This is a genomic window from Candidatus Paceibacterota bacterium (genome assembly GCA_041666545.1).
Taxonomy (GTDB): domain Bacteria; phylum Patescibacteriota; class Minisyncoccia; order Phycocordibacterales; family JBAYGS01; genus JBAYGS01.
On record JBAYGS010000002.1, the window covers coordinates 79,251 to 99,902 of the forward strand.

The 20,652-nt window shown below is 45.8% G+C and carries 23 protein-coding genes; 17 read left to right on the top strand and 6 right to left on the bottom strand.

The annotated features are described in order from the left end of the window. The first annotated feature begins 61 nt into the window (after positions 1 to 61). The 12 genes from typA (at position 62) to WCT25_02355 (ending at position 9,245) form a co-directional block, all read left to right on the top strand. A complete protein-coding gene (gene typA, locus WCT25_02300; GenBank protein ID MFA6536245.1) occupies positions 62 to 1,852 on the top strand; it encodes a translational GTPase TypA in 1,791 nt (596 codons plus the stop codon). Between the two features lie 117 nt (positions 1,853 to 1,969). After that, the gene (locus WCT25_02305) at positions 1,970 to 2,434 is read left to right on the top strand and encodes a hypothetical protein (protein MFA6536246.1); all 465 of its coding nucleotides are present in this window, start codon (positions 1,970 to 1,972) and stop codon (positions 2,432 to 2,434) included. 95 nt (positions 2,435 to 2,529) lie between these two features. Further along, a complete protein-coding gene (locus WCT25_02310) occupies positions 2,530 to 2,757 on the top strand; it encodes an SHOCT domain-containing protein (protein MFA6536247.1) in 228 nt (75 codons plus the stop codon). A gap of 18 nt (positions 2,758 to 2,775) precedes the next feature. Continuing rightward, entirely contained in the window at positions 2,776 to 3,255 is a 480-nt protein-coding gene (gene msrA, locus WCT25_02315; protein MFA6536248.1) for a peptide-methionine (S)-S-oxide reductase MsrA, read from the top strand. A 34-nt stretch (positions 3,256 to 3,289) separates the two neighbouring features. Next, a complete protein-coding gene (gene zwf / locus WCT25_02320) occupies positions 3,290 to 4,747 on the top strand; it encodes a glucose-6-phosphate dehydrogenase (protein MFA6536249.1) in 1,458 nt (485 codons plus the stop codon). Between the two features lie 10 nt (positions 4,748 to 4,757). Next, positions 4,758 to 5,654 carry a decarboxylating 6-phosphogluconate dehydrogenase gene (gnd, locus tag WCT25_02325; protein MFA6536250.1) on the top strand — a complete coding sequence of 299 codons (897 nt, stop codon included), beginning with the start codon at positions 4,758 to 4,760 and terminating at the stop codon, positions 5,652 to 5,654. Positions 5,655 to 5,691: 37 nt separating this feature from the next. Further along, positions 5,692 to 6,081: a four helix bundle protein gene (locus WCT25_02330; protein ID MFA6536251.1), complete on the top strand. Its 390-nt coding sequence runs from the start codon at positions 5,692 to 5,694 to the stop codon at positions 6,079 to 6,081. 27 nt (positions 6,082 to 6,108) lie between these two features. Then, a complete protein-coding gene (locus tag WCT25_02335; protein ID MFA6536252.1) occupies positions 6,109 to 6,732 on the top strand; it encodes a cyclase family protein in 624 nt (207 codons plus the stop codon). Then, entirely contained in the window at positions 6,733 to 7,329 is a 597-nt protein-coding gene (locus tag WCT25_02340) for a CYTH domain-containing protein (protein MFA6536253.1), read from the top strand. It begins immediately after the preceding gene. A gap of 548 nt (positions 7,330 to 7,877) precedes the next feature. Next, positions 7,878 to 8,390: a Gmad2 immunoglobulin-like domain-containing protein gene (locus WCT25_02345; protein ID MFA6536254.1), complete on the top strand. Its 513-nt coding sequence runs from the start codon at positions 7,878 to 7,880 to the stop codon at positions 8,388 to 8,390. 100 nt (positions 8,391 to 8,490) lie between these two features. Continuing rightward, on the top strand, positions 8,491 to 8,730 hold the full coding sequence (locus WCT25_02350; protein MFA6536255.1) for a glutaredoxin: 240 nt from the start codon (positions 8,491 to 8,493) through the stop codon (positions 8,728 to 8,730). A gap of 2 nt (positions 8,731 to 8,732) precedes the next feature. Beyond that, positions 8,733 to 9,245 (top strand): GerMN domain-containing protein, encoded by a 513-nt coding sequence (locus tag WCT25_02355; protein ID MFA6536256.1) that lies wholly within the window; start codon positions 8,733 to 8,735, stop codon positions 9,243 to 9,245. Positions 9,246 to 9,343: 98 nt separating this feature from the next. Here the strand turns inward: WCT25_02355 and WCT25_02360 are convergent, their stop codons facing one another. From WCT25_02360 to WCT25_02385, 6 genes are all read right to left on the bottom strand, one after another. Beyond that, entirely contained in the window at positions 9,344 to 9,862 is a 519-nt protein-coding gene (locus WCT25_02360; GenBank protein MFA6536257.1) for a hypothetical protein, read from the bottom strand. 260 nt (positions 9,863 to 10,122) lie between these two features. Then, the gene (locus WCT25_02365) at positions 10,123 to 11,292 is read right to left on the bottom strand and encodes an MFS transporter (protein MFA6536258.1); all 1,170 of its coding nucleotides are present in this window, start codon (positions 11,290 to 11,292) and stop codon (positions 10,123 to 10,125) included. A gap of 7 nt (positions 11,293 to 11,299) precedes the next feature. Continuing rightward, positions 11,300 to 13,258: a ribonuclease J gene (locus WCT25_02370; protein ID MFA6536259.1), complete on the bottom strand. Its 1,959-nt coding sequence runs from the start codon at positions 13,256 to 13,258 to the stop codon at positions 11,300 to 11,302. 85 nt (positions 13,259 to 13,343) lie between these two features. Further along, entirely contained in the window at positions 13,344 to 15,116 is a 1,773-nt protein-coding gene (locus tag WCT25_02375; protein MFA6536260.1) for an ABC transporter substrate-binding protein, read from the bottom strand. 96 nt (positions 15,117 to 15,212) lie between these two features. Continuing rightward, positions 15,213 to 15,449, bottom strand: a complete 237-nt coding sequence (gene secG / locus WCT25_02380; GenBank protein ID MFA6536261.1) for a preprotein translocase subunit SecG — start codon at positions 15,447 to 15,449, stop codon at positions 15,213 to 15,215. Between the two features lie 246 nt (positions 15,450 to 15,695). Further along, positions 15,696 to 16,166, bottom strand: coding sequence for a hypothetical protein (locus tag WCT25_02385; GenBank protein ID MFA6536262.1), 471 nt, complete (start codon positions 16,164 to 16,166; stop codon positions 15,696 to 15,698). A gap of 163 nt (positions 16,167 to 16,329) precedes the next feature. Between WCT25_02385 and WCT25_02390 the strand changes: the two genes are divergently transcribed. The 5 genes from WCT25_02390 to WCT25_02410 all read left to right on the top strand — a co-directional run bounded on the left by WCT25_02390 (position 16,330) and on the right by WCT25_02410 (position 20,642). Beyond that, entirely contained in the window at positions 16,330 to 16,638 is a 309-nt protein-coding gene (locus tag WCT25_02390) for a co-chaperone GroES (protein ID MFA6536263.1), read from the top strand. 116 nt (positions 16,639 to 16,754) lie between these two features. Then, complete coding sequence (gene groL / locus WCT25_02395; protein ID MFA6536264.1) at positions 16,755 to 18,389, top strand: chaperonin GroEL; 1,635 nt, start codon at positions 16,755 to 16,757, stop codon at positions 18,387 to 18,389. 73 nt (positions 18,390 to 18,462) lie between these two features. Further along, complete coding sequence (locus WCT25_02400; GenBank protein ID MFA6536265.1) at positions 18,463 to 19,020, top strand: LemA family protein; 558 nt, start codon at positions 18,463 to 18,465, stop codon at positions 19,018 to 19,020. Between the two features lie 44 nt (positions 19,021 to 19,064). Continuing rightward, on the top strand, positions 19,065 to 19,988 hold the full coding sequence (locus WCT25_02405; protein ID MFA6536266.1) for a TPM domain-containing protein: 924 nt from the start codon (positions 19,065 to 19,067) through the stop codon (positions 19,986 to 19,988). A gap of 6 nt (positions 19,989 to 19,994) precedes the next feature. Beyond that, a complete protein-coding gene (locus WCT25_02410) occupies positions 19,995 to 20,642 on the top strand; it encodes a CDP-alcohol phosphatidyltransferase family protein (protein ID MFA6536267.1) in 648 nt (215 codons plus the stop codon). The last annotated feature ends 10 nt before the right edge of the window (positions 20,643 to 20,652 follow it).

Consider the following 20,652-nt stretch of genomic DNA (forward strand, 5'->3'; position numbering starts at 1 on the left):
ATTTTGACTTCGGGAGCATTTTCTGATATTGTTTAACCCCGCTTAATTGGCGGGACATTTAATTATGGAAATCAGAAATATTGCAATTATTGCCCACGTTGACCACGGCAAGACCACCCTTACCGATGCGATTTTGAGGCAGACTGGTGTGACAGGAGAGGGTGTCTCAATGGATTCAAACAGTTTGGAAAAAGAACGAGGAATTACCATTTATTCTAAGAACACCTCGGTTCCTTACAAAGGAACCAAAATTAATATTGTTGATACCCCCGGACACGCCGACTTCGGCTCAGAAGTCGAGCGGGTTTTGCGCTCAATCGACTCGGTGCTTCTGGTGGTTGACGCTCAAGAGGGTCCGATGCCGCAGACTCGTTTTGTTTTGAAGAAATCTTTGGAGCTAGGACTTCGGCCGATTGTTGTTATTAATAAAATTGATAAGCCGGCGGCTGATCCGCACCGAGCAGAGGAGCAAGTCCTTGAGCTTTTCCTGGAGCTGGGTGCCAATAACGAGCAGGCTGATTTCCCAGTAATTTATGCAATTGGGCGTTTGGGCATCGCCAAGAGAAAGTTAACCGACGAATCGAAGGATTTGACACCACTTTTGGATTTGATTTTAGAAAAAGTTAAGTCGGCTTCTGCGGAGACGGCCTCGACAACTTTGCGCCTCCAGTCGTTCAATCTTGGTTATGATAATTTTCTTGGCCGATTGGCGATTGGTAGAATTTACGAGGGGCACGCTAAGCCAAACCAGAGCGTCTTTGTTAAAAGGCCAACTGGCGAAACTCGTACCGGCCGAATCACCAAAGTCTTCAGTTTTAATGGTTTGCAAAGAGTTGAGACGGAATCGGCCGAGACCGGCGATATTGTGATGATTGCCGGCCTGCCGGATATTTACATCGGCGAGACTATTACTAATATTGAAAGTGTTGAACCTTTGCCGGCAATTGCAATTGATGAGCCGACAATTACTTTGAATTTTTTGGTCAACAATTCTCCTTTCGCGGGTCGGGATGGAAAGCTGGTCACTTCGCGCCAAATTCGCGAACGATTGGAAAGGGAGCTGGAAATCAATGTTGGCCTGAAAGTCGATTTTTCCTCCGGTGACACTTTCAAGGTTTACGGCCGAGGTGAACTCCATATTGCGATTTTGCTGGAAAATATGAGACGCGAAGGTTATGAAGTCCAAGTCTCAGAACCGCAAGTCATTATTCGCGAAGAGAACGGGGTGAAGACCGAACCTTTTGAGGAGGCGGTGGTTGATGTGCCGAGCGAATATCAGGGTGTGGTTATTGAAAAGTTAGGCAAGCGCGGTTTTATTATGGTTGACTTGAAAATTCACGGCAACACTTCACGTATGATTTTTACCGGACCAACTCGCGGCCTTTTGGGCTATCGCAACCAATTTATTATTGATACCCGCGGTGAGGGAATTTTGTCGTCAAGATTTGTCGGTTTCAAACCTTATGCCGGCGAAATTACCAAACGCCATGTCGGCTCGATGATCTCAATGGCGAACGGCAAAGCTTTGGGCTTCGCTCTTTGGAATTTGCAGGAACGCGGAGTTTTGTATATCGGACCAACTACCGAAGTTTATGAAGGTATGGTAATCGGCAATACCTCAAAAGGCGAGGAGATGATGGTTAATCCGACCAAGGGTAAGCAGTTGACCAACATGCGGGCCTCCGGTTCCGACGAATCGATTGATTTGGTGCCACCTTTTGAAATTACGATTGAGCGCGGATTGGAGACCATGTCAGAAGATGAATACTTGGAAATTACTCCGAAAAGTGTCCGCTTGCGCAAACAGCTTTTGACCGAGCTCGATCGCTCTAAGGTGAAAAGGAAGGTCTAAGTCCAAAATTGCCTAATCGGACCGCCCCTTAGGGGCGGTCTTGACTTTAGGCTTTTATTTGGTTAGAATAGTCCCTCGTTCTTTAAAGACAGTAAATCATCAAATGAAAGGCAAAGTGTGAGTAAGGCAAAAGATTGTACGGTGAAGGTGAAGCGGGCGAAGGAAAGCGCCAAGTCGTCGCATGACAAATTCTCGATTATTGTCGGCTTGACCCAGTCCAGAAACAACCATACCTATGATTGGGGTGAGATTGGAATCTCGTTGCTTCATTGGGTGGAGCACCACCCGAAATCGGTCAAACGACACTTCGACTGGGAGATTTCTCCACGGCTTATCATTTCTTGTGTCGGGCCAAATATTTCTGGCCAGGATTTTGTTGCCATGTCACGGGCGGCCAAATTGTCCGGCAACGCGGCCGACCTCGATACCAAGAGTGACAAGAAACTCAAGAAGCTGGTTATCGGTTTGGCTGTTATGTTGGGCCAAAAGTTTGAACAAACGACGGTTCGCCTGAAGTGGCGCGGCCGGTCCGAGTCGCTCTCGGTTTCCAAAAGTTTGGCCGAGCTTGTCAGGAAGTTCTAAGCATGTCATCGCAAACCCGAGATTTTCTCGGGTTTTTACATTAAATTTACCAAAGGTGTATAATTAGACGGCTATTATCAGCTAGTTTAAAATCTATGATGTACTATTACTATCCTCACACCTTTAATTTTTTCGGTAATCTTCTGGAAGTTATTTTTTGGATTGCGATTATCTTTTTGATTATCAAAGTAGTCAAGAATCTGAAAGCCGGTCACCACAGTTTCAATTTGGGAAAATCAGCTCTCGATATTTTGAAAGAGCGCTATGCTAAAGGCGAGATCGAGAAAGCAGAATTTGAGACCAAAAAGAAAGACCTTTCTTAGTTAACTATTTTTACCAATATGCCCAAAACTGCTCTAGCCACTTTCGCTGCCGGTTGTTTTTGGGGTGTGGAGGCATTATTCAGGAAGATTCCCGGAGTTAAAAATACGATGGTTGGTTATACCGGTGGCCATAAAATCGAGCCAACTTATGAAGAGGTTTGTGCCGGTGAGACTGGCCACGCTGAAGCGGTGCAGGTTGAATATGACCCGACTGAAGTCTCTTATGAGGATCTTCTAAAAATTTTTTGGACCAAACATGACCCGACAACTCGCAATCGGCAAGGGCCGGATGTTGGCGAGCAATACCGCTCGGCGATTTTCTATCACACCGATGATCAAAAGAGGATTGCCCTTCGGGTTAAAAAAGAATTTGATGAATCGGGAAGATTCAATCGGCCGATTTTGACCGAGATTACTCCGGTTGGTACATTCTGGCGAGCTGAGGAGTATCACCAGAGATATTTTGAAAAGGGTGGAGTGGGGGTGTGCCACATCTAGGATGGTATAGGGTACATGGTATATAGTATAGGGTATGCAGAACGGAAAAAACGACAAAAACTACCCGACTACTATTGTTGTCTTTGGGGCGACGGGGGATCTGTTTCAAAACAAACTCGCACCGGCGCTTTTTGATTTGTTTGTTAAAGGCGCCTTGCCGAAAGATTTTCGGTTGATTGGTTTTGCGCGCCGGCCGTTTTCGAATGAGAGTTTCCGAGATTTGATTAAAGAAAGTTTGGTTCAAAAGGGGCGCGTGCTTGGTGTTTCGGCGGCACGCGATTTTCTAGGAAAGATTTTTTATCATCAGGGTCGGCTTGACTTGGCGGAGGATTATCAGAAATTGGGCAAATTTCTTTCTGATGCCGATCGGAAGCTTACAGTTTGCACCAATAAGCTTTTCTATTTGGCCGTACCACCGGATCTCTATGAGACCATTTTTGACAACCTGGCCACCTCCGGCCTAGCGACACCTTGTGCCCCCGGATTTGATAATGAGCGTTTGGTCTGGACCAGAATTTTGGTTGAGAAGCCGTTTGGTCACAATCTCGCGACAGCTAAAAGGCTTGATCAAAAATTAGGAAAGTTATTTAAGGAAGAGCAGATTTTTCGAATCGATCATTATCTGGCCAAAGAGACAATCCAAAACATTTTAAGTTTCCGATTCTCTAACAGCCTCTTTGAGCCAATTTGGAATGCGAAACAAATTGAGAGTATCGAAATCAAGTTTCATGAGAAAAATTTGGTTTCTGAAAGGGGTAAGTTTTACGACGGCGTCGGAGCTCTCCGTGATGTTGGGCAAAATCATATGTTGCAAATGCTCGCGGTGGTGGCGATGGAAAATCCTAAAAAGTTGGATGCCAATCTGATCCGCCAAGCCAGGGCCAAGCTTTTGAAAGCGGTCGTGAGTGGGGGCAAAAGAACCAAAGATTATGCCATCAAGGGTCAGTATGAGGGCTATCTTCAGGAAAATGGAGTTGGACCGGACTCTAAGACCGAGACCTTCTTTCGTCTGAAGCTTTTGGTTAAAAATCGTCGCTGGCGGGGTGTACCTTTTTATCTCGAGGGTGGTAAAGCCCTAGACTCTGGTAAGGCTGAAATCGTAGTTTACTTTAAGCGACCGATCGACTGTCTGATGAGTCAGGATTCTAAGGGTGTTTGTGAACAAAATGTTCTGACTTTTCGGATTCAGCCGGACGAGGGTATCGAGGTCATTTTTTGGGCCAAGAAGCCAGGTCTTGATTTGGCCCTGGAAGCCAAGTCGCTTTCTTTTAAGTATCGCGAAGACAATTTGGTCAGCAAAATTCCCGATGCTTACGAAAGAGTTTTGATTGATGCGATTCGTGGCGACCAAACTCTGTTTGCTTCAACGCAGGAAGTTTTGGCCGAGTGGAATCTGATCAACCCAATTTTAGAAGGTTGGCAGACTGATTCGATTTACGAGTATCCGAAGGGTAGTCGGGGAATTGATATTGGTAGAATTAAAAATAATTAATTACAAAAATATGAAAATCGGTTATATCGGCTTGGGAAAAATGGGTCTTAATATGGTGGAGCGTTTGGTCAAAACCGGCCATCAGGTTTCGGTCTCCAACCGCAGTCCGGAGCCGATTAAGAAGGCCGAATCTCTTGGGGCCAAGGGGTTTTATTCATATGAAGAGTTGGTGAAAAGTTTAAAGGCTCCAAGGTTAATTTGGATTATGGTTTCGCATCAGGCGGTTGATGAGGTAATCGAACGGATTTTACCGCTTTTGTCTAAAGGTGATTTGATTGTCGATGGTGGCAATTCGCCATATTTGGAAACAATTAAACGGGCTAAAAAGATTGAGGCCAAGGGATTTAAGTTTATGGATGTAGGCACTTCCGGCGGTCCTGGTGGGGCCAAGAATGGCGCCTGTCTCATGATTGGTGGCCGAAAAGAAAATTATGAAAAGCTAAAACCACTTTTTAAAGATTTGTCAGTCAAAGATGGTTTTGGTTATTTTGGCAGGGCCGGCGCCGGGCACTTTGTGAAAATGGTCCATAACGGCATCGAATACGGCATGATGCAGGCGATTGGCGAAGGATTTGAGGTGATGAAGAAGTCCGGCTTCGATTTGCCTCTAGAGAAGATCGCCTCAATCTATAATCGTGGCAGTGTGATTGAATCTCGCCTCGTGGGCTGGCTCGAGTCGGCTTATAAAGCCTACGGCGAAGACTTAAAAGAGATTTCCGGTGAGATTTCTCATAGTGGAGAAGGTCAGTGGACAGTTGAAGTGGCTAAGCGGCTGAAGGTTCCGGTGCCAATAATTAAGGGCTCTCTAGATTTTCGAGTGAAGTCAAAAGGTCATCCGAGTTATACTGGCCAAGTGGTCTCGGCCTTGAGAAATCAATTTGGCGGGCATAAGGTGGACAAGAAATGAATCAGGAATAATGAATTAGGAATTAGGGAAATTTAATATGTCCATTCCAATAAAATCTTTTAGGGACCTTGACGCGTGGAAAGAGGGACACGCGTTGGCGTTGCTAGTCTATAAGTTAGTAAAGTCTTTTCCCAAAGAGGAGATGTTTGCATTGGCGAGTCAGATGAGACGGAGTGCTGTTTCTGCCACTTCTAATATTGCGGAAGGTTTCAGTCGCCAGTCATATAAAGAGAAGGCTCAATTTTATTCAATCGCTCAAGGTTCAGTTACTGAATTGCAAAGTCAGTTTGATATTGCACTTGATGTTTCATATATAAATAGCGATACTTATCATAATGCAGACAACCAATCGATAAAAGTTCACAAAATTATCAATGGGCTTATTAAGAAATCGAAATTGTTTTCTGTTGACGCGCATAATTCTTAATTCATTATTCATTATTCCAGCCTTATTATGAAGATAATTGACATTTCACTGCCCCTAAATAATCAAACTGTTGTCTATCCGGGCAATGTGCCATTGGAGATTTCAGTGCATCATGAAATGCCGGAGCACGCGACGCATCTTTCCAAGATTGTCATGGGTTCACACACTGGCACTCATATTGATGCGCCAGCTCACGCAGTGATTGGTGGTGTGAGTCTTGATCAGATTCCACTTACGATTTTAATTGGGCCTTGTCGGGTTTTGGATTTTAGCGAAGTCAAAGAGTCGGTGAAAATCGAGGATTTGAAAAAGTTTTCTCCTCAAAAAGGCGAGCGGCTTTTGGTTAAAACCTCAAACTCTAAACGCGGTTTCGATAAATTTTATGACGACTATATTTACCTAGATGGCGATGCGGCCGATTATCTGGTCTCCCTAGATATCAGTTTGTTTGGGATTGATTATCTCTCAATCAAGAAGCGGGGCGGTAAAGACCACCGTCCACACACTTCGCTTTTGGCTAAAGGTATTCCGATTATTGAGGGTATTGATCTGTCGAAAGTTGAAGCCGGAGAATATAATTTGTTTTGCTTGCCCTTAAAATTTACCGGAATCGAAGGTGGTCCGGCGAGAGCAATTTTAACCAAAAATTAAATGGAAACTGAAGTTGAAGCAAAATTCTTGGATATCGATGTGGCTGGGCTTAGACTGAAGCTGAAGGAAATCGGCGCGACTTTGGAGCACTCGGAAAGACCGATGAGGCGGAAAACTTATGATGATAAGGCTTCGAGTTTGCGCAAAGTTGGTGGCTGGATTCGCCTACGGGATGAGGGTGATAAGATTACTTTAAGCTACAAACAACTTAACGACCGCACTCTGCACGGAACCAAAGAAATCACGGTGATTGTGAGTGACTTCGAGACCACCGATAAATTACTCGGGATTGTCGGTTTTGAAGAGAAATCATTTCAAGAGACCAAAAGAGAGAAGTGGGTTTTGGCCGAATCGGAGATTACGATTGACACCTGGCCATGGATACCGACTTTTGTAGAAATTGAATCGCCAAATGAAGAGGTTATTAAAAAAGTATCTAGGCTTCTCGGATTGAATTGGGGTGAAGCGCTCCACGGTAGTGTTGAGACTGCCTATCAGAAATATTATAATGTGACGGAGGACGAGATTGACGATTGGCGGGAAATAACCTTTATTCCTGTGCCAGATTGGCTGGAAGCTAAAAGGAAAAAACCCTAAAACAATCGGAACTGCTCAGGTAAGAAAAACCCCGCCTAGAGGTTCTTCTGTGTCGGGTGTAGGGCGAAGCCACAACGCAGATTCCAATAGGCGAGGAAAGGTGCCCTTCGGCGAGCGAACATGACAGTGGCAAGCGGATTCGGGATAACGCAACCCGAGAACGCAAGGAGGAACCGTTAGATGTGCCACCGAAGGGCAAAATTTCTAACATTACTATAGACCTATTAAACTTGGCGTCAAGTTGCCAACCGGGACAAGCTTCAAAATACGGCTAAAAGGCTGGATTTGCTGGGTGTGTTCCCGTTAGAGATAGGTCGCTAGGTGACCGTTGCTTTTGATAAATCTCCGGCATGCTATAATCGGCGGTAATTTATTGTTTAAGTGAGTATTCTTAACAAACAATCTCTAACGGGATGATATCCTGTTAGAGATAGGTCACCAAAGGCGACCGTAGCTATTAGCTAATATCCGTTAGCCGATATCGTGAAAGGTGACACTGAACTGTCACCCTTAACAAAAAATCTCTAACAGGATGATATAATTTAAAAATGAAGAAAATTTGGATTTTAATCATAGTCCTGTTGCTTGCCGGGACAATTTGCTTGTTGGCAATTTTTGATGTTGGTAGAAATGCTGAAACTGGTCAAAATTGGTCTTCAGATTATAATTCTCACAACTATCTTTTCCGGACCGACTCGGTTAAAATTAGCGAACCACTACCGGATATTTTACTGGCCGATCAGATTAGGATTTCCGGTTTTGCCAGGGGTAATTGGTTTTTCGAAGCTTCATTCCCGATTGAGCTTAGAGACGGGTCGGACAAAGTCGTCGGTCAAACAATTGCTACGGCTAAAACTGATTGGATGACGACCGAGTTCGTGCCTTTTGAAGCGAGTCTCACCTTACCGAAGCATCTTCTTGGTCGAGGTGCGATTGTTTTCAAGAAAGATAACCCTTCCGGTCTACCGGAATTTGATGATTATGTAACTCTGCCCGTTTTGTTTTCAACTTCAACTCCAGCCGTGATTATAGATGAACCGGCTACTACCACTCCAGAATGATTTTTTGAATTTTCTATAAACTATAAACTATAAACTACTAATTCCGACGTCAGAAGTCGGGACCCCGACCGAAGCGTCGGGGCTAACTACCCACTAATTTATGATTATCTACACAAAAACCGGCTGTCCTTGGTGCAATGAGGCCTTAGCTTTTTTGAAATCTGTCGGCGTACCTTTCGAAGAAAGAGAGGTTTTGTCTAATCCAAAATTCTTTGAGGAGATGAGGGCTAAGTCTGGTCAAAGTAAAGCGCCAACTCTTGATATTGACGGAGAGATTTTGCCGGATACCGATGCGAAAGCAATCGAGATCTATCTGCGCGCCAAGGAAATAATTAAATAGAAATGAAAAGCGAATACACGCTTAAATTTTTAATCACCCTTCTAGTTTTGGTTTTGGCGCTTTTGGGATATGTCTTGCTGGCTAGTGTCTTTAATTATTCGCCGTTTGGCTATGAGGGACCACTTACCAAGTGGCAAACTGCTCCGGTTAAAGTTTATTGGAGCAAGGCTTCGGGTCAGGACTGCACGAAAGTGGAAGCTACGGAAAGACAGGTGAGTGTCTCGGTGCATCGAGCCAAAGCGGCAGTTCAGGCCATAATCGACGGGCCAAATGCGCAAGAAAAGGAACTCGGGTACTTCAGCAATTTGGCAACCACCACCAGACTTAATAGTTTGACGATAAATAACTCCCGAGCTTACGCTGATTTTGATGAAGCTCTGGATTATGGCGTAGCCGGTTCTTGTCGAGTTATCGCCATTCGTTCACAAATTGCCGCGACCCTAGAGCAATTTCCAACTATTAAAGAGGTGGTGATTTCGGTGAATGGGAGGACGGCGGAGATACTACAGCCATAGGGAGGTGAACTAGGAATTAAGAATTAGGAATTAGGAATGGTAAGCTAGGTCAGGAAAAGAAAACCCCCGCACACTTGTGCGGGGGGGGGGTGAATCTGCTACTCTTCTTCGTGACATCGGCACGACTCTCGTGGAAGGCTGCAGCCAGGGCAGAGGCCATGAGCGTCCTCAAGCCACTGAGGCATTTCCTCGTCTTCCTCTTTGTCGGACTCTGTGCATTGTTTCTGGATGAGAGTTATTTCAGCGACTTCGTCCTGTTCATTCAGATGACAATGGCAGTCCCAGACTGATCTGCCGCAATCAGGGCACCTGTCGCGCTCTCGAATAGTGTCATCCTGAATCTCTTGAAGAATTTGGTGTTCCTTTTTCGTGACCGCTTCTGCTAGTCTTTCCTCAAGAATTTCAAGCCTAGTTCTTTCCTGTTCCTCGGCCTGTGCTTCCAGGTAGTCTGCGAATCGCCTCTTTTCTTCTTGTTGCCAATTTTCTTCTTCGGCAACTTGTTGAGCGCGCCATTCCCAGGCAGATTTCCAGCCCTCTAGCCAACGGTAGACTTCTTCGTCCAATTTCCTTCTTTGATAGGCCTGTAACTTTTCTTTGATGAACTTGATGATACACATAGTATTCCTTTCTTTTACCGACAAACACTGCCGATAAAATCAGGAATACCCATTCTTTCTTGCATCCTAAAGGATGTGGGAGAATGCTAGCTTTGGTTCGCCACCGTACCCAGTAATTGGCAAACTGTGACTCCTTAAAATACAGAAGTGCGCTAGATTAGTCTGTTGAAATTATACACCCAAATTCGCTTATTGTCAACCATCAAAAAACGGCCTAACCAAGCCATTTTTCTTCATACCATATACTTTATACTATATACCTATTTTGTGTCCTCAATCGTCAGGCTGTATCGGAGACCGTAAAAAGTGATCAAGCCCAAAATTACAAAGAGTTGGCTCATTGGTAGGAAAATAAGAAGGAGTGAGGCAATAATTGGGGCGATAACGCCGGCAATCGGACGACTCATTCGAAAGACACTCAAAAGGTTGGCGTCGTTCGAGGAGGTCTTTTTGAAAAAATATGTTTCGTTCATAATCTCAATCATACTGGCGCCGATTCGGGTGAGGAGCAGGACAAAGGCCCAGACCCACATACTGCTTGAGTCGATAAAACTGATTGAGGCGGTGGTAATCGCCATAATCACAAAGCCGATGGAAAGAATTTCTTTTTCACCTAATTTTTTATCGGCCAGAAAACCGAGTGGCGCTTCGATCAGCACAAACGGCAGGAGCAAAATGGTGAGGATTATGCCGATTTCGTTCCAGGGCAGACCAATATAGTTGTGAAGGTAAATTGGCATATAAATAACCATCCAGGCGTAGAAAAACTGCAAAATAACGTTGGACATTACCACTTTGTAGATATTTTGGTCCCGCAGGATTTCCTTGGCGGTGGTAATGAAGTCGGTTTTGCGGTACTCAGAATCTTTAAAGCCCCGAAGACTCTGGAGCGATAACAACCAGACCGGCACGAGGATGATTCCGCTAATGGCATAAATCTTCCAATAGTCACCATCGGTCAGGATCAGACTTACCAAGTACTGACTGATAATCCAGGCAATATTGATGATGCTCAAAAAAGTTCCTCGAATTGAGCCGGTTTTGTCGTTGCTCGAATATTGTTCGAGAAACAAATCAATATTGAACCCGATTAAAGCTCCGGTGATAACTGAGAAAATAAAAGCTCCGGTCAGAATCTCCGGGTCCTTACTGATGGCCAAGATCAGGAAAGCGACAAATTCGAGGCCGATTAGGGCCTGCATAGTTTTGAAGTTGCCAAAGCGCTGTAAGATCCGGTTGATGGCGATAAAAGCCAGAACTGACAAAATCGAGGCGGCGGTGTAGATAATCCCGACAGATTTCTCTCCGATCAAGGTTGAGAGAAAAGTGGAGCTGATGTAGGTCGGCAGAACCGCGTGGAGCGTAAACAGGAAACCGAGCGCTGAGATGGCTCGGATCTGTCGATGGTTGGCTAGGGTGGCTGGATCCATGAGTAAATTATACCGCAATTAGAACCGGAATGACGATTGGCCGTTTGGCTGTTTTCTGGAACAGGAAGCGGGAGACATTGTCCGAAAGCGAGTTTTTGACATAGTCGAAGTTGATCGGGTTCATGCCATGAGTCGAATCTTCGATTGATTTCTTGATCACATTGCGGGTATCTTGGAGCAAATTTTGAGATTCACGCAGATAAACGAAACCGCGGGAAATCAGGTCTGGGGATTTGCGCAGTTTGCCATTGGTGGCATTGATGCTGGCTACAATCACGAACATGCCGTCTTGGGCAAGCATTTGGCGATCACGAAGCACGACTTCCTGGGCGTCGCCGACGGCAAAACCATCAACCATCATCATTGAGGCAGGAGCTTTCTCTTTTAGCACTTTGAATTTGGTGCCACCGTCGTAAAACTCAATGATGCTACCGTTGTCCGGCACGACAATATTCTCGGCCGGGGTGCCAAGATTTTTGGACATCTCGGCGTGAATTTTCAACATGAAGTGATGGCCGTGAACCGGCATGAAGAATCGATAAGGAATCTGCTTGTGAATCCACTCTAGCTCTTGGCGTTTGCCGTGGCCGGAAGTGTGCACATCGGAATCCAGATAAGTGATAATTTTGCAATCGTGGCGGTAAAGATTGTCTTTAAGGGCGGTCACCGATTTCTCGTTTCCGGGAATGATTGAAGATGAAAGAATAATGGTGTCGGTCTTGTTGAGCTTAATCTGCTTATGAGTGCGGTTGGAGATGCGCATCAAGGCCGCAAATTCCTCACCTTGGGCGCCGGTCGCCAAAATCATCAACTTGCTTGGCGGATAAGCTTCCATGTCTTCAACCTGGATGATGTGCTTGGTTTCGGCCAACTTGAGGTGTTTGATAATCTCAATGTTGTTTTTCATACTGCGACCCTCCACGACAACCTTTTTTTGATATTTCGCGGCACTGTTTATAAATGAAATGATTCTTTCGACTTGAGAGGCGAAAGTAGAAATGATGATTCGGCCCGGCACGGTACCGACAATTTTCTCGATGTTTTTAATTACCAGTTCTTCGGACGGGCTCCAGCCGGGCTTTTCGGCGCCGGTCGAGTCCATGCACAAGAGCATGACCTTCCGATCCTTGAAGAGCGCGTAGTGTTCGACTTCCTCTTCGACTGGTACGCCATCTTTGTTTTCAACTCGCACATCACCGGTTGCCACGATATCACCGAAAGGTGTCTCCACGATTACGCCGGAAGAATCAGGGATTGAGTGGGTCAAGCCGAAAAAGCGGACCTTCAGGTGTTTGGTGATTGGAATGGCGCCGTCATCCTTGCCGACAATTTTAAAATTCAAAGCCGGCAGGTGAGGGAATTCACTGTGACGCTTTTTGATTAAGAGGGCGCCAAATTCGCGAGTGTAAATTGGCGGATTGCCAAGTTTGTCCATAATGTAGGGAATCGCGCCGATGTGGTCGAGGTGACCGTGGGTAATTACCAAAGCTCGGACCTTGTCTCTGCGGTCTTCCAGATATTTGGTGTTTGGCAAAATAAAGTCGATGCCCGGAGTGTCGGTGGTGGCAAATTGCAGGCCGGCGTCAATGACGATAATCTCATCTTTGTATTCGATGAGAGTCATATTTTTGCCGATTTCTTCAACGCCACCCAAAGGAATGACACGGATGCTTTCACCGGCTGAAGGAATGACTTCGTTTGGTCCCGCCTGTCTCACCAAAGAGACTTTTCGGCTCGGACCGCGTCTGCCGGCGTCTTTTCGTCGCAAGGGTGAGCGGGCACCATCGTTTCTGGAAGCGCCGGCTCCGGCTGGGTTGTGGTTATGGGTGCGATGTGCTGCACCTGGTGTCGTTTGGCGCCCACCGGTTGGAGCGACCCCTGCCGGCCGATTGCCGTAGTGTCCGGCGCCTGGCCTTGGACCTCGAGGTCGAAAACCGCCTGTTCTGTTGTTGTTTAGTGGATTCATTTAATTAGTTAGTAGTAAGTAGTGAGTCGTGCGTAGTTGAAGAGAGTCTCTTCGGGCGCCATCTTCACTGGTTAATAATGTTTTTTTAATTTTGTTCTTTTGGGGCGAAGATTTTCCAGACTCGTTCAGTGCTTAAATACCAATCTTGGATGTCGGCGAAGCGCTCGGCCGGAGTGTTGATGGTTCCGAGAGTAAGACCTTGCAGAGATTTCGGAATTACATAAATAAAATCTGGCGAGTAAAGAAAGATGGCTGGCAGATCATCGGCGACTAAATCTTCAAATTGACGATATTTGTCGATTTGGATGGCTCGGTCGGAAAGCTTCCGTCCGTCGGAGAGTAATTTGTCGGCTTTGATACTGGCGTAAAGCGCGATATTGAGCCCCGGGTCAATTCTTTGCGATGAGTGCCAAAAGGCGAACAAATCGAGGTCTCGGCCAACGACTTCGCCAAACAAGAGTGCATCATACTTTCTTGGACGAATAACATTCTGGTTGAGATCGCCAGGTTCAAAAATTTTAATGTCGACTTCCGCACCGATTTTCTGCCATTGATTTTTCAGGATATCCGCAGTGGCTTTGAGCTCGGGCGTGTTGGCGGTAGCGATGGAGAACGATAGAAGCTGACTCTCTTTTTTGGACTTCTTTTCGTAAATGCCACTAGTGTTTTTCTTCCAACCGTTTTTCTCGAGGGTGCTCGTAGCCAGGGCGAGTCTGGCGTTGTCAAAATCATCGGACTCTGAAGCTGTGTCATTTAAGTTGCTACCCAGAAAGCCCGGGGGAATCGGACCGGTGAGTTTGGTCGCATAGCCGTCGAGAACCTCTTCGACAATCGAGTCTTTGTTGGTGGCCAAATTTAGAGCTTGGCGAACCTCCTTGTTGGCGAAGATCGTGGCTTGATTTTGATTGAAAAAGATTCCGAAAATTCTTGGCAGGGCAGTTGTGACGACATTTTCGCCACCGGATTTTAGGCGCAGGGCATCGTGTGGGGAAATAGTGCTTAGACTGTCGAGCTCTTTCATTTCAAGAGCGGTTAGCGCCTTGTCACTTGTTGTGTAAAATTTTGTGATTAAGTTTAAGATGTGGGGTTTGCCTAGAGCGTAATTTTTGAATGGGACTAATTCATAAAATTCAGGCAGGCCACTTTGGTCTCGACTTAAACTTTTGATTTTGTAAGGGCCGGAACCGACTGGTTCGGTATTTAGGGTGGTAAAGGTAAATTGGTCAGCGCTTACATCTTGCCAGAGATGTTTCGGCAAAATTCCCAAAGTGGCATTTTCTAAAAATGGCGCATAAGGCTGGCTTAAGGTGAAGCGAATCTCTAAGTCGCCGATTTTTTCAATTTTCACGCCGTCCCAGTTTGGTCGTTTCGGACTCTTCAGGTTTGGGTCTTGGGCCTTGAGGATAGTGAAGGCGACATCGTCGGCGGTCAAGGGCGCGCCGTCTTGAAAGGTTAGATCTTTTTTAAGCTTGAAAGTGTAAGACAGACCGTCGTCGGAGATCTGATAATCTTCGGCCAGGTTTGGCACGAGGCCGGCGCCCGGTTCATAGGAAAGCAGTCCGGAGTAGACCAGGCCGGTCAAATCTCGGTCGGCGTCGGAAATGGCAAAGAGTGGGTTGATGAAGCGCGGAAAACCGACGATACCCTCGCGTAAGGTGCCCCCGTCTTTTGGAATCTCTACGGTGAAATAACGATTAGCCGAAGTGAAAAGTGCCAAAGCCGAGAACAAAAGGCCTAAAGCCAGGATGAAGAAAATCACCTTCTCGACCGGGCGGAAAGTCTGGCGGATTTTCTCGGCTTTCGAAATGGCCGGAATCGACAAATGGGAAAACAAAGCTGACCAAATTTTATTTTTCACAAAGATATTGTAGGCAGTTGACGCCCGGAAGCAAAAGATTGTCTATATTAAAGACTAATCAGACTAATAAAGTTTTAGAATTAGATGAAATGGTTTCTAGCGATTGAGGAAGATTGCGGTAAAAGCGGAAATCACGAAAAGAATGGCAACAATAATCGTAGCGTAAAAGAGGAATTTCTCAAAACCTCGTCTGGTGTGCATTCCTGAACCAAAATTGTCTCCGCCACCAAAAGCGCTACCGGCACCGGCGTCGGACTGTTGGAGCATGACTCCGATTGTGAGCAGGATTGCGAGCGTTATTTGAATGTAGGGCAGGATGGTCGCTAGGTTCATTGATTTGGAGAGTTTAGCATAAGCCCAGAAACTGGGCAAGCGGAGCGAAGTATAGGTATGGGAGGGGGAAAGGTATTAAGTATAAAGTATGTGGTATCTGGTATGAATAAAAAAAGGACCAGCCATGCTTCATGTGCTAACTGCACTAATTGTTGCTATCGCTACAATTAGTGCAGGGTGAAATTTTGAATTTAATGTTAGGTATGAAAAAGGCGCGCGAGCGGCTCGCGCGCCAAACCCAGTCAGTCAAATGCCCAAAATTACTTCGCCGGTCTCAAGGTTGAGCAGATTGGCGAAGCCGTTAGCGGTTTGAAAGCACCCTACCTTTTTACCGAATCGTGCCTGCGAAAAAATGTTGAGAATCGCGGCCGGAGCTTCAAAATGAGTGACGATGATGACGATGTTTGCCTCATGTGATTTGACTCCTTCAACAATCCAATCTCTTAGTTGAACATTTCCAAACATATCGTAATTATCGTAAAGGAAGACGCCAAGGGGTTGATTTGTGACACCAAACTCGCCAGCAATAATTTCCCCGCTTTGCTTGGTACGGAGTGAGGTTGAACTTAAAACCGCGACAGTTGATTTGTTGTAATCACCCAAAATTAACTTAAGTCTGGGGACCAAATCGGCAATCTGCTTTTTACCCTCTTCGCTTAATTCTCCCCATTGATGATGGCCGTGCCGGACCGTGATGAGTTTTTGCATTTTCAGCATTGTTTGAGGTTCGAGTCTGGTTTGAGGATATAACTTCACGAAAATCTGTCAAGTTGTGATGGGCTGGTAGGCGAGTATAATTCACTCACACAAACTAAGGCAGAGATCTAGGAAAAGGTCTTTGTTTTTGTAACTTTTATCAATTTAATTTTGTTTGAAAGATATGAAAAATAACAAAAATAAAATCCAACCTTTGGGTGATCGGGTTTTGGTCAAGCCGGTCTCAAGTGATGACCGCAAAAAGACCAAATCGGGCATCTTTATCCCTGACACGATTTCTAAAGAAAAGCCGGAGCAGGGTGAGGTGGTCGCCATCGGCCCAGGTCGCACTGAAGATGGCAAACTGGTGCCGATTAAGGTCAAAGTCGGCGATACCGTGATGTTTTCAAAATATGGTTATGACGAGATTAAAATCGATGAGGTCGAGTACTTCATTATTAAAGAGGAAAATATTTTAGCAATTATTAATTAACACGACACGAATTACGAATTAGCGCGAATGACACAAATAGTTGGGAACCCTTACAAATAGGGCACACTAATATTCGTGTAATTCGTTTTCATTCGTGGATTGGTGTCGAGATAGGTATGAGCAAAAAAATTATCTACAACGAACAAGCTCGTAAGGCTTTGAAAAGAGGCATTGATGCGGTAGCTGATGCCGTAAAAATCACCATCGGTCCGCGGGGCCGAAATGTGGTACTGGACAAGGGTTATGGCGCGCCAACGATTACGAATGACGGCGTTTCAATTGCCAAAGATATTACTCTGAAGGACAAGTTTGAGAATATGGGGGCGGAAATTGCTAAAGAGGTGGCGACCAAGACCAACGATGTGGCTGGCGACGGTACCACGACCTCCGTGATTTTGACTCAAGCGATTGTTGAGCAAGGTATGAAGCAGACGGCCATGGGGGTTAATGCGATGGCACTCAGAATGGGGATTGAAAAAGCTTCACAGGCTGTAGTTAAGGCACTGAAGGAAATTTCCAAGCCGATTAAAAGCGATGCGGAAATTAGGCAAGTGGCCACTATCTCGGCCGAGTCAGAAGAATTGGGCGCGACGATTGCCGACACGATTAAAAAAGTTGGCAAAGACGGCGTGGTGACAGTCGAAGAATCGCAATCCTTCGGCGTTGAGTCGGAAGTTGTTGAAGGTCTGCAGTTTGAGAAGGGCTATGTCTCACCCTACATGATTACTGATGCGGAAAGAATGGAAGCGGAATACAAAGACCCGGCTATTCTGATTGTTGATAAAAAAGTTTCTTCAATTAAAGAAATTTTACCACTTTTGGAAAAATTGGTTCAGTCCGGCAAAAAAGATTTGGTGATTATCGCTGATGATGTTGATGGTGAAGCCCTTTCGACTTTTGTGGTCAACAAATTGCGTGGTTCATTCAATGTCCTGGCGGTCAAAGCTCCGGGTTATGGTGACAAGAAAAAAGATCTGCTCGCTGATATTGCGACTGTGGTTGGCGCGAAAGTTATTTCTGAAGATGTTGGTGTGAAGCTCGAGAGCGCCGAGTTAAATATGTTGGGCAAGGCCAGTAAAGTCATCGCGACCAAAGATAATACCGTGATTGTCGGAGGTAAAGGCAAGAAGGCCGACATCGAAGCCAGACTGTCCCAGCTCCGCAAACAAAAAGCCCAAATGGAATCAAAATATGATTTGGAAAGAATGGATGAGAGAATCGCTAAGCTTTCCGGTGGCGTGGCGGTCATTCGAGTCGGAGCCGCGACCGAAACTGAAATGAAGTATTTGAAGTTGAAAATCGAGGATGCGGTTAATGCGACCAAAGCCGCGATTGAAGAGGGAGTCGTGGCCGGTGGAGGAGTCGCGCTCATTAAAGCTGGTGAAAAAGCACGGGTCGAACTTTCGAAAAATAAGACGATGAGCAAAGAGGCTGAGGTTGGAATGCAAATTGTTTTGAAAGCTCTGGAGGCGCCACTGCGCCAAATTGCCATCAATTCCGGCAAGGATGATGGCTCGGTGATTGTTGATGAAGTTAAAAAGGGCAAAGGCAATCATGGCTACGATGCGCTCAAAGATGAAATGGTCCCTGATATGTTGCTGGCCGGTATCATTGACCCGGTGAAAGTGACAAGAAGCGGGGTAGAGAATGCGTCTTCCGCGGCGGCGATTTTGCTCACCACTGAAGTGGCGATTGCGGATGAGCCGGAAGAAAAGAAAGAACACTTGCATCAGCCGGTACCGGAATACTAGAATAGCCCAACTGTGCTATCATTTATGGATATTAAATTATTAGTTGGTCAAATCTAACCAAATCCGTAAAATTATGTCTAAAAAAACTATCTACATTATTATTGCAGTTGTTATCGTCATTCTATTGTATGTTTGGGGTGGCTATAATGGCTTGGTCACGACCAATCTCGCGGCCGACACTCAATGGTCACAAGTTGAAACACAATATCAGAGGCGTTTTGATTTGATTCCTAACTTGGTCGAATCCGTCAAAGGTGTGATGAAGCAAGAGCAAGCGATTTTCACGGCTTTGGCTGACGCCAGAACCAAATATTCCGGCTCAACTTCTGCCGATGCCAAAGCTCAAGCGGCCGGTCAAGTTGAAACTGCTTTGGGACGGCTTTTGGCGGTTGTCGAAAATTATCCAACTCTCAAATCTTCAGAAAATGTCCAAACCCTGATGTCGCAATTGGAAGGCACGGAAAACCGCATCAGTGTTGAACGCAAACGATTCAATGAGACCGTCATGGCCTATAATTTGAAAGTTAAGACCTTCCCGTCAAGCTTGCTTGCTAAGACATTTGGCTTTGCCGACCGAGCACTATTCGATGCCGTTTCAGGAAGCGAGGTTGCTCCGAAGGTCAGCCTTTAGCTTGAACAGCTTAGAAGTTTTAAGTTAAGAAGTTGAGGAAATCTATGCCAAGCCGAACCGCTTCATTTGTCTTAAAGATTGCCTCGATTTTGGCGCTCGTCGCGCTTTCCGGTAGCGTGGCGAGCGCTGCCGTTTCTTATCCGAGCCCAACTGGCTATGTGAATGACTTTGCCGGCGTGCTCAAGCCGGAAGAAAAAGCCGGCCTGAACAACAGGCTGATTGATTTTGAGAAAACAACCGGTAATGAAGTCTCGGTGGCGATTATTAAGTCGCTTGATGGTGATACGGTCGAAAATTATGCCGACGAATTATTTCAAAAGTGGGGCATTGGTAAGAAGGGTCAAGATAACGGCGCCCTGCTTTTGGTCGCGATTGATGATCGGGAATTGCGTATCGAAGTCGGCTACGGCCTTGAGCCGGTTTTAACCGATGCAATTTCCTCGCAGATAATTAGGAATGTCATCACGCCGGCTTTCAAATCTGGTGACTACTATGGTGGGGTGAGCGCCGGCGTGACCTCAATCATTAAAACTATTTCCGGTGAAGTTGATCCGAATTTGACTGTAAGCGAGTCGTCAGCTACTCCATCGAGTGACGGTGTGATGTCTATTCTCTATTTGGCCGTTATTTTTCTGACCTGGATAATCAGCGCGTTGGCCCGCTCAAAATCTTGGTGGGCCGGCGGGGTTTTTGGTGGCATTTTAGGAATTGTCGTAGGGGTTTGGCTAGGTTTTATTTATATCGGTATAATAGCGATTGTTGTTCTCACCTTGCTCGGCCTACTCTTCGACTTCACGATTTCCAAAGCTTACTCCAAAGCTAAGCTTACTGGAGGAAAGGTTCCTTGGTGGATTGGCGGCGGTGGTTTTCATGGTGGTGGCGGAGGATTTGGCGGGGGTGGTTTCGGCGGAGGTGGAGGTTTTGGTGGTGGCTCATCCGGCGGCGGCGGTTCGTCCGGGCATTGGTAATAATTTATGAATGGCGAAATTCTACAACCCAATCGGCGCTTAACCTTCGTGGAGAGGGTTTTGAATGTCACCGAAGCGCGGGTCAAATATTTGACCAAGCCGAACAAGATTGATTTTTTTCTGGACAAGACTTTTTTGAAACTGATTCCAAATTCAGTGACGCCCAATCAGATGACTCTTTTCCGTTTTGCCACAATTCCTTTTGTTTTAGGTTTGCTTCTCGCCAAATTTTATCTGCTCGGTACAATTCTTTTTTCCATCTCGGCTTTCTCTGACGCTCTCGATGGTGCGCGCGCCCGAACTACCGGCCACATCACCAGCTGGGGGATTTTGGCCGACCCTTTGGCCGACAAGCTTTTGATCGGACTTACGGCGATTATTCTGGTCTCGCAATTTATTGGGCTTTGGTTGGCTTTTCTAATTATTTTTCTCGAGTTGGCTTTAGTTTTTTCCGCTTACCACCGCTATAAAGGCAAAGTCGTACCGGCCAAAATCAGCGGTAAAATTAAAATGATTTTGCAATCGTTCGGTCTGGGCTTTTTGTTGCTTTTTGTGATGATAGGCAATCCAATTTTGCTTTTGATTGCCACTTATCTATTGTATGGGGCAGTGTTGTGTGCACTGTTGTCACTTTTTGTTTATCGATCGGTGTGAGGGGTGGAAT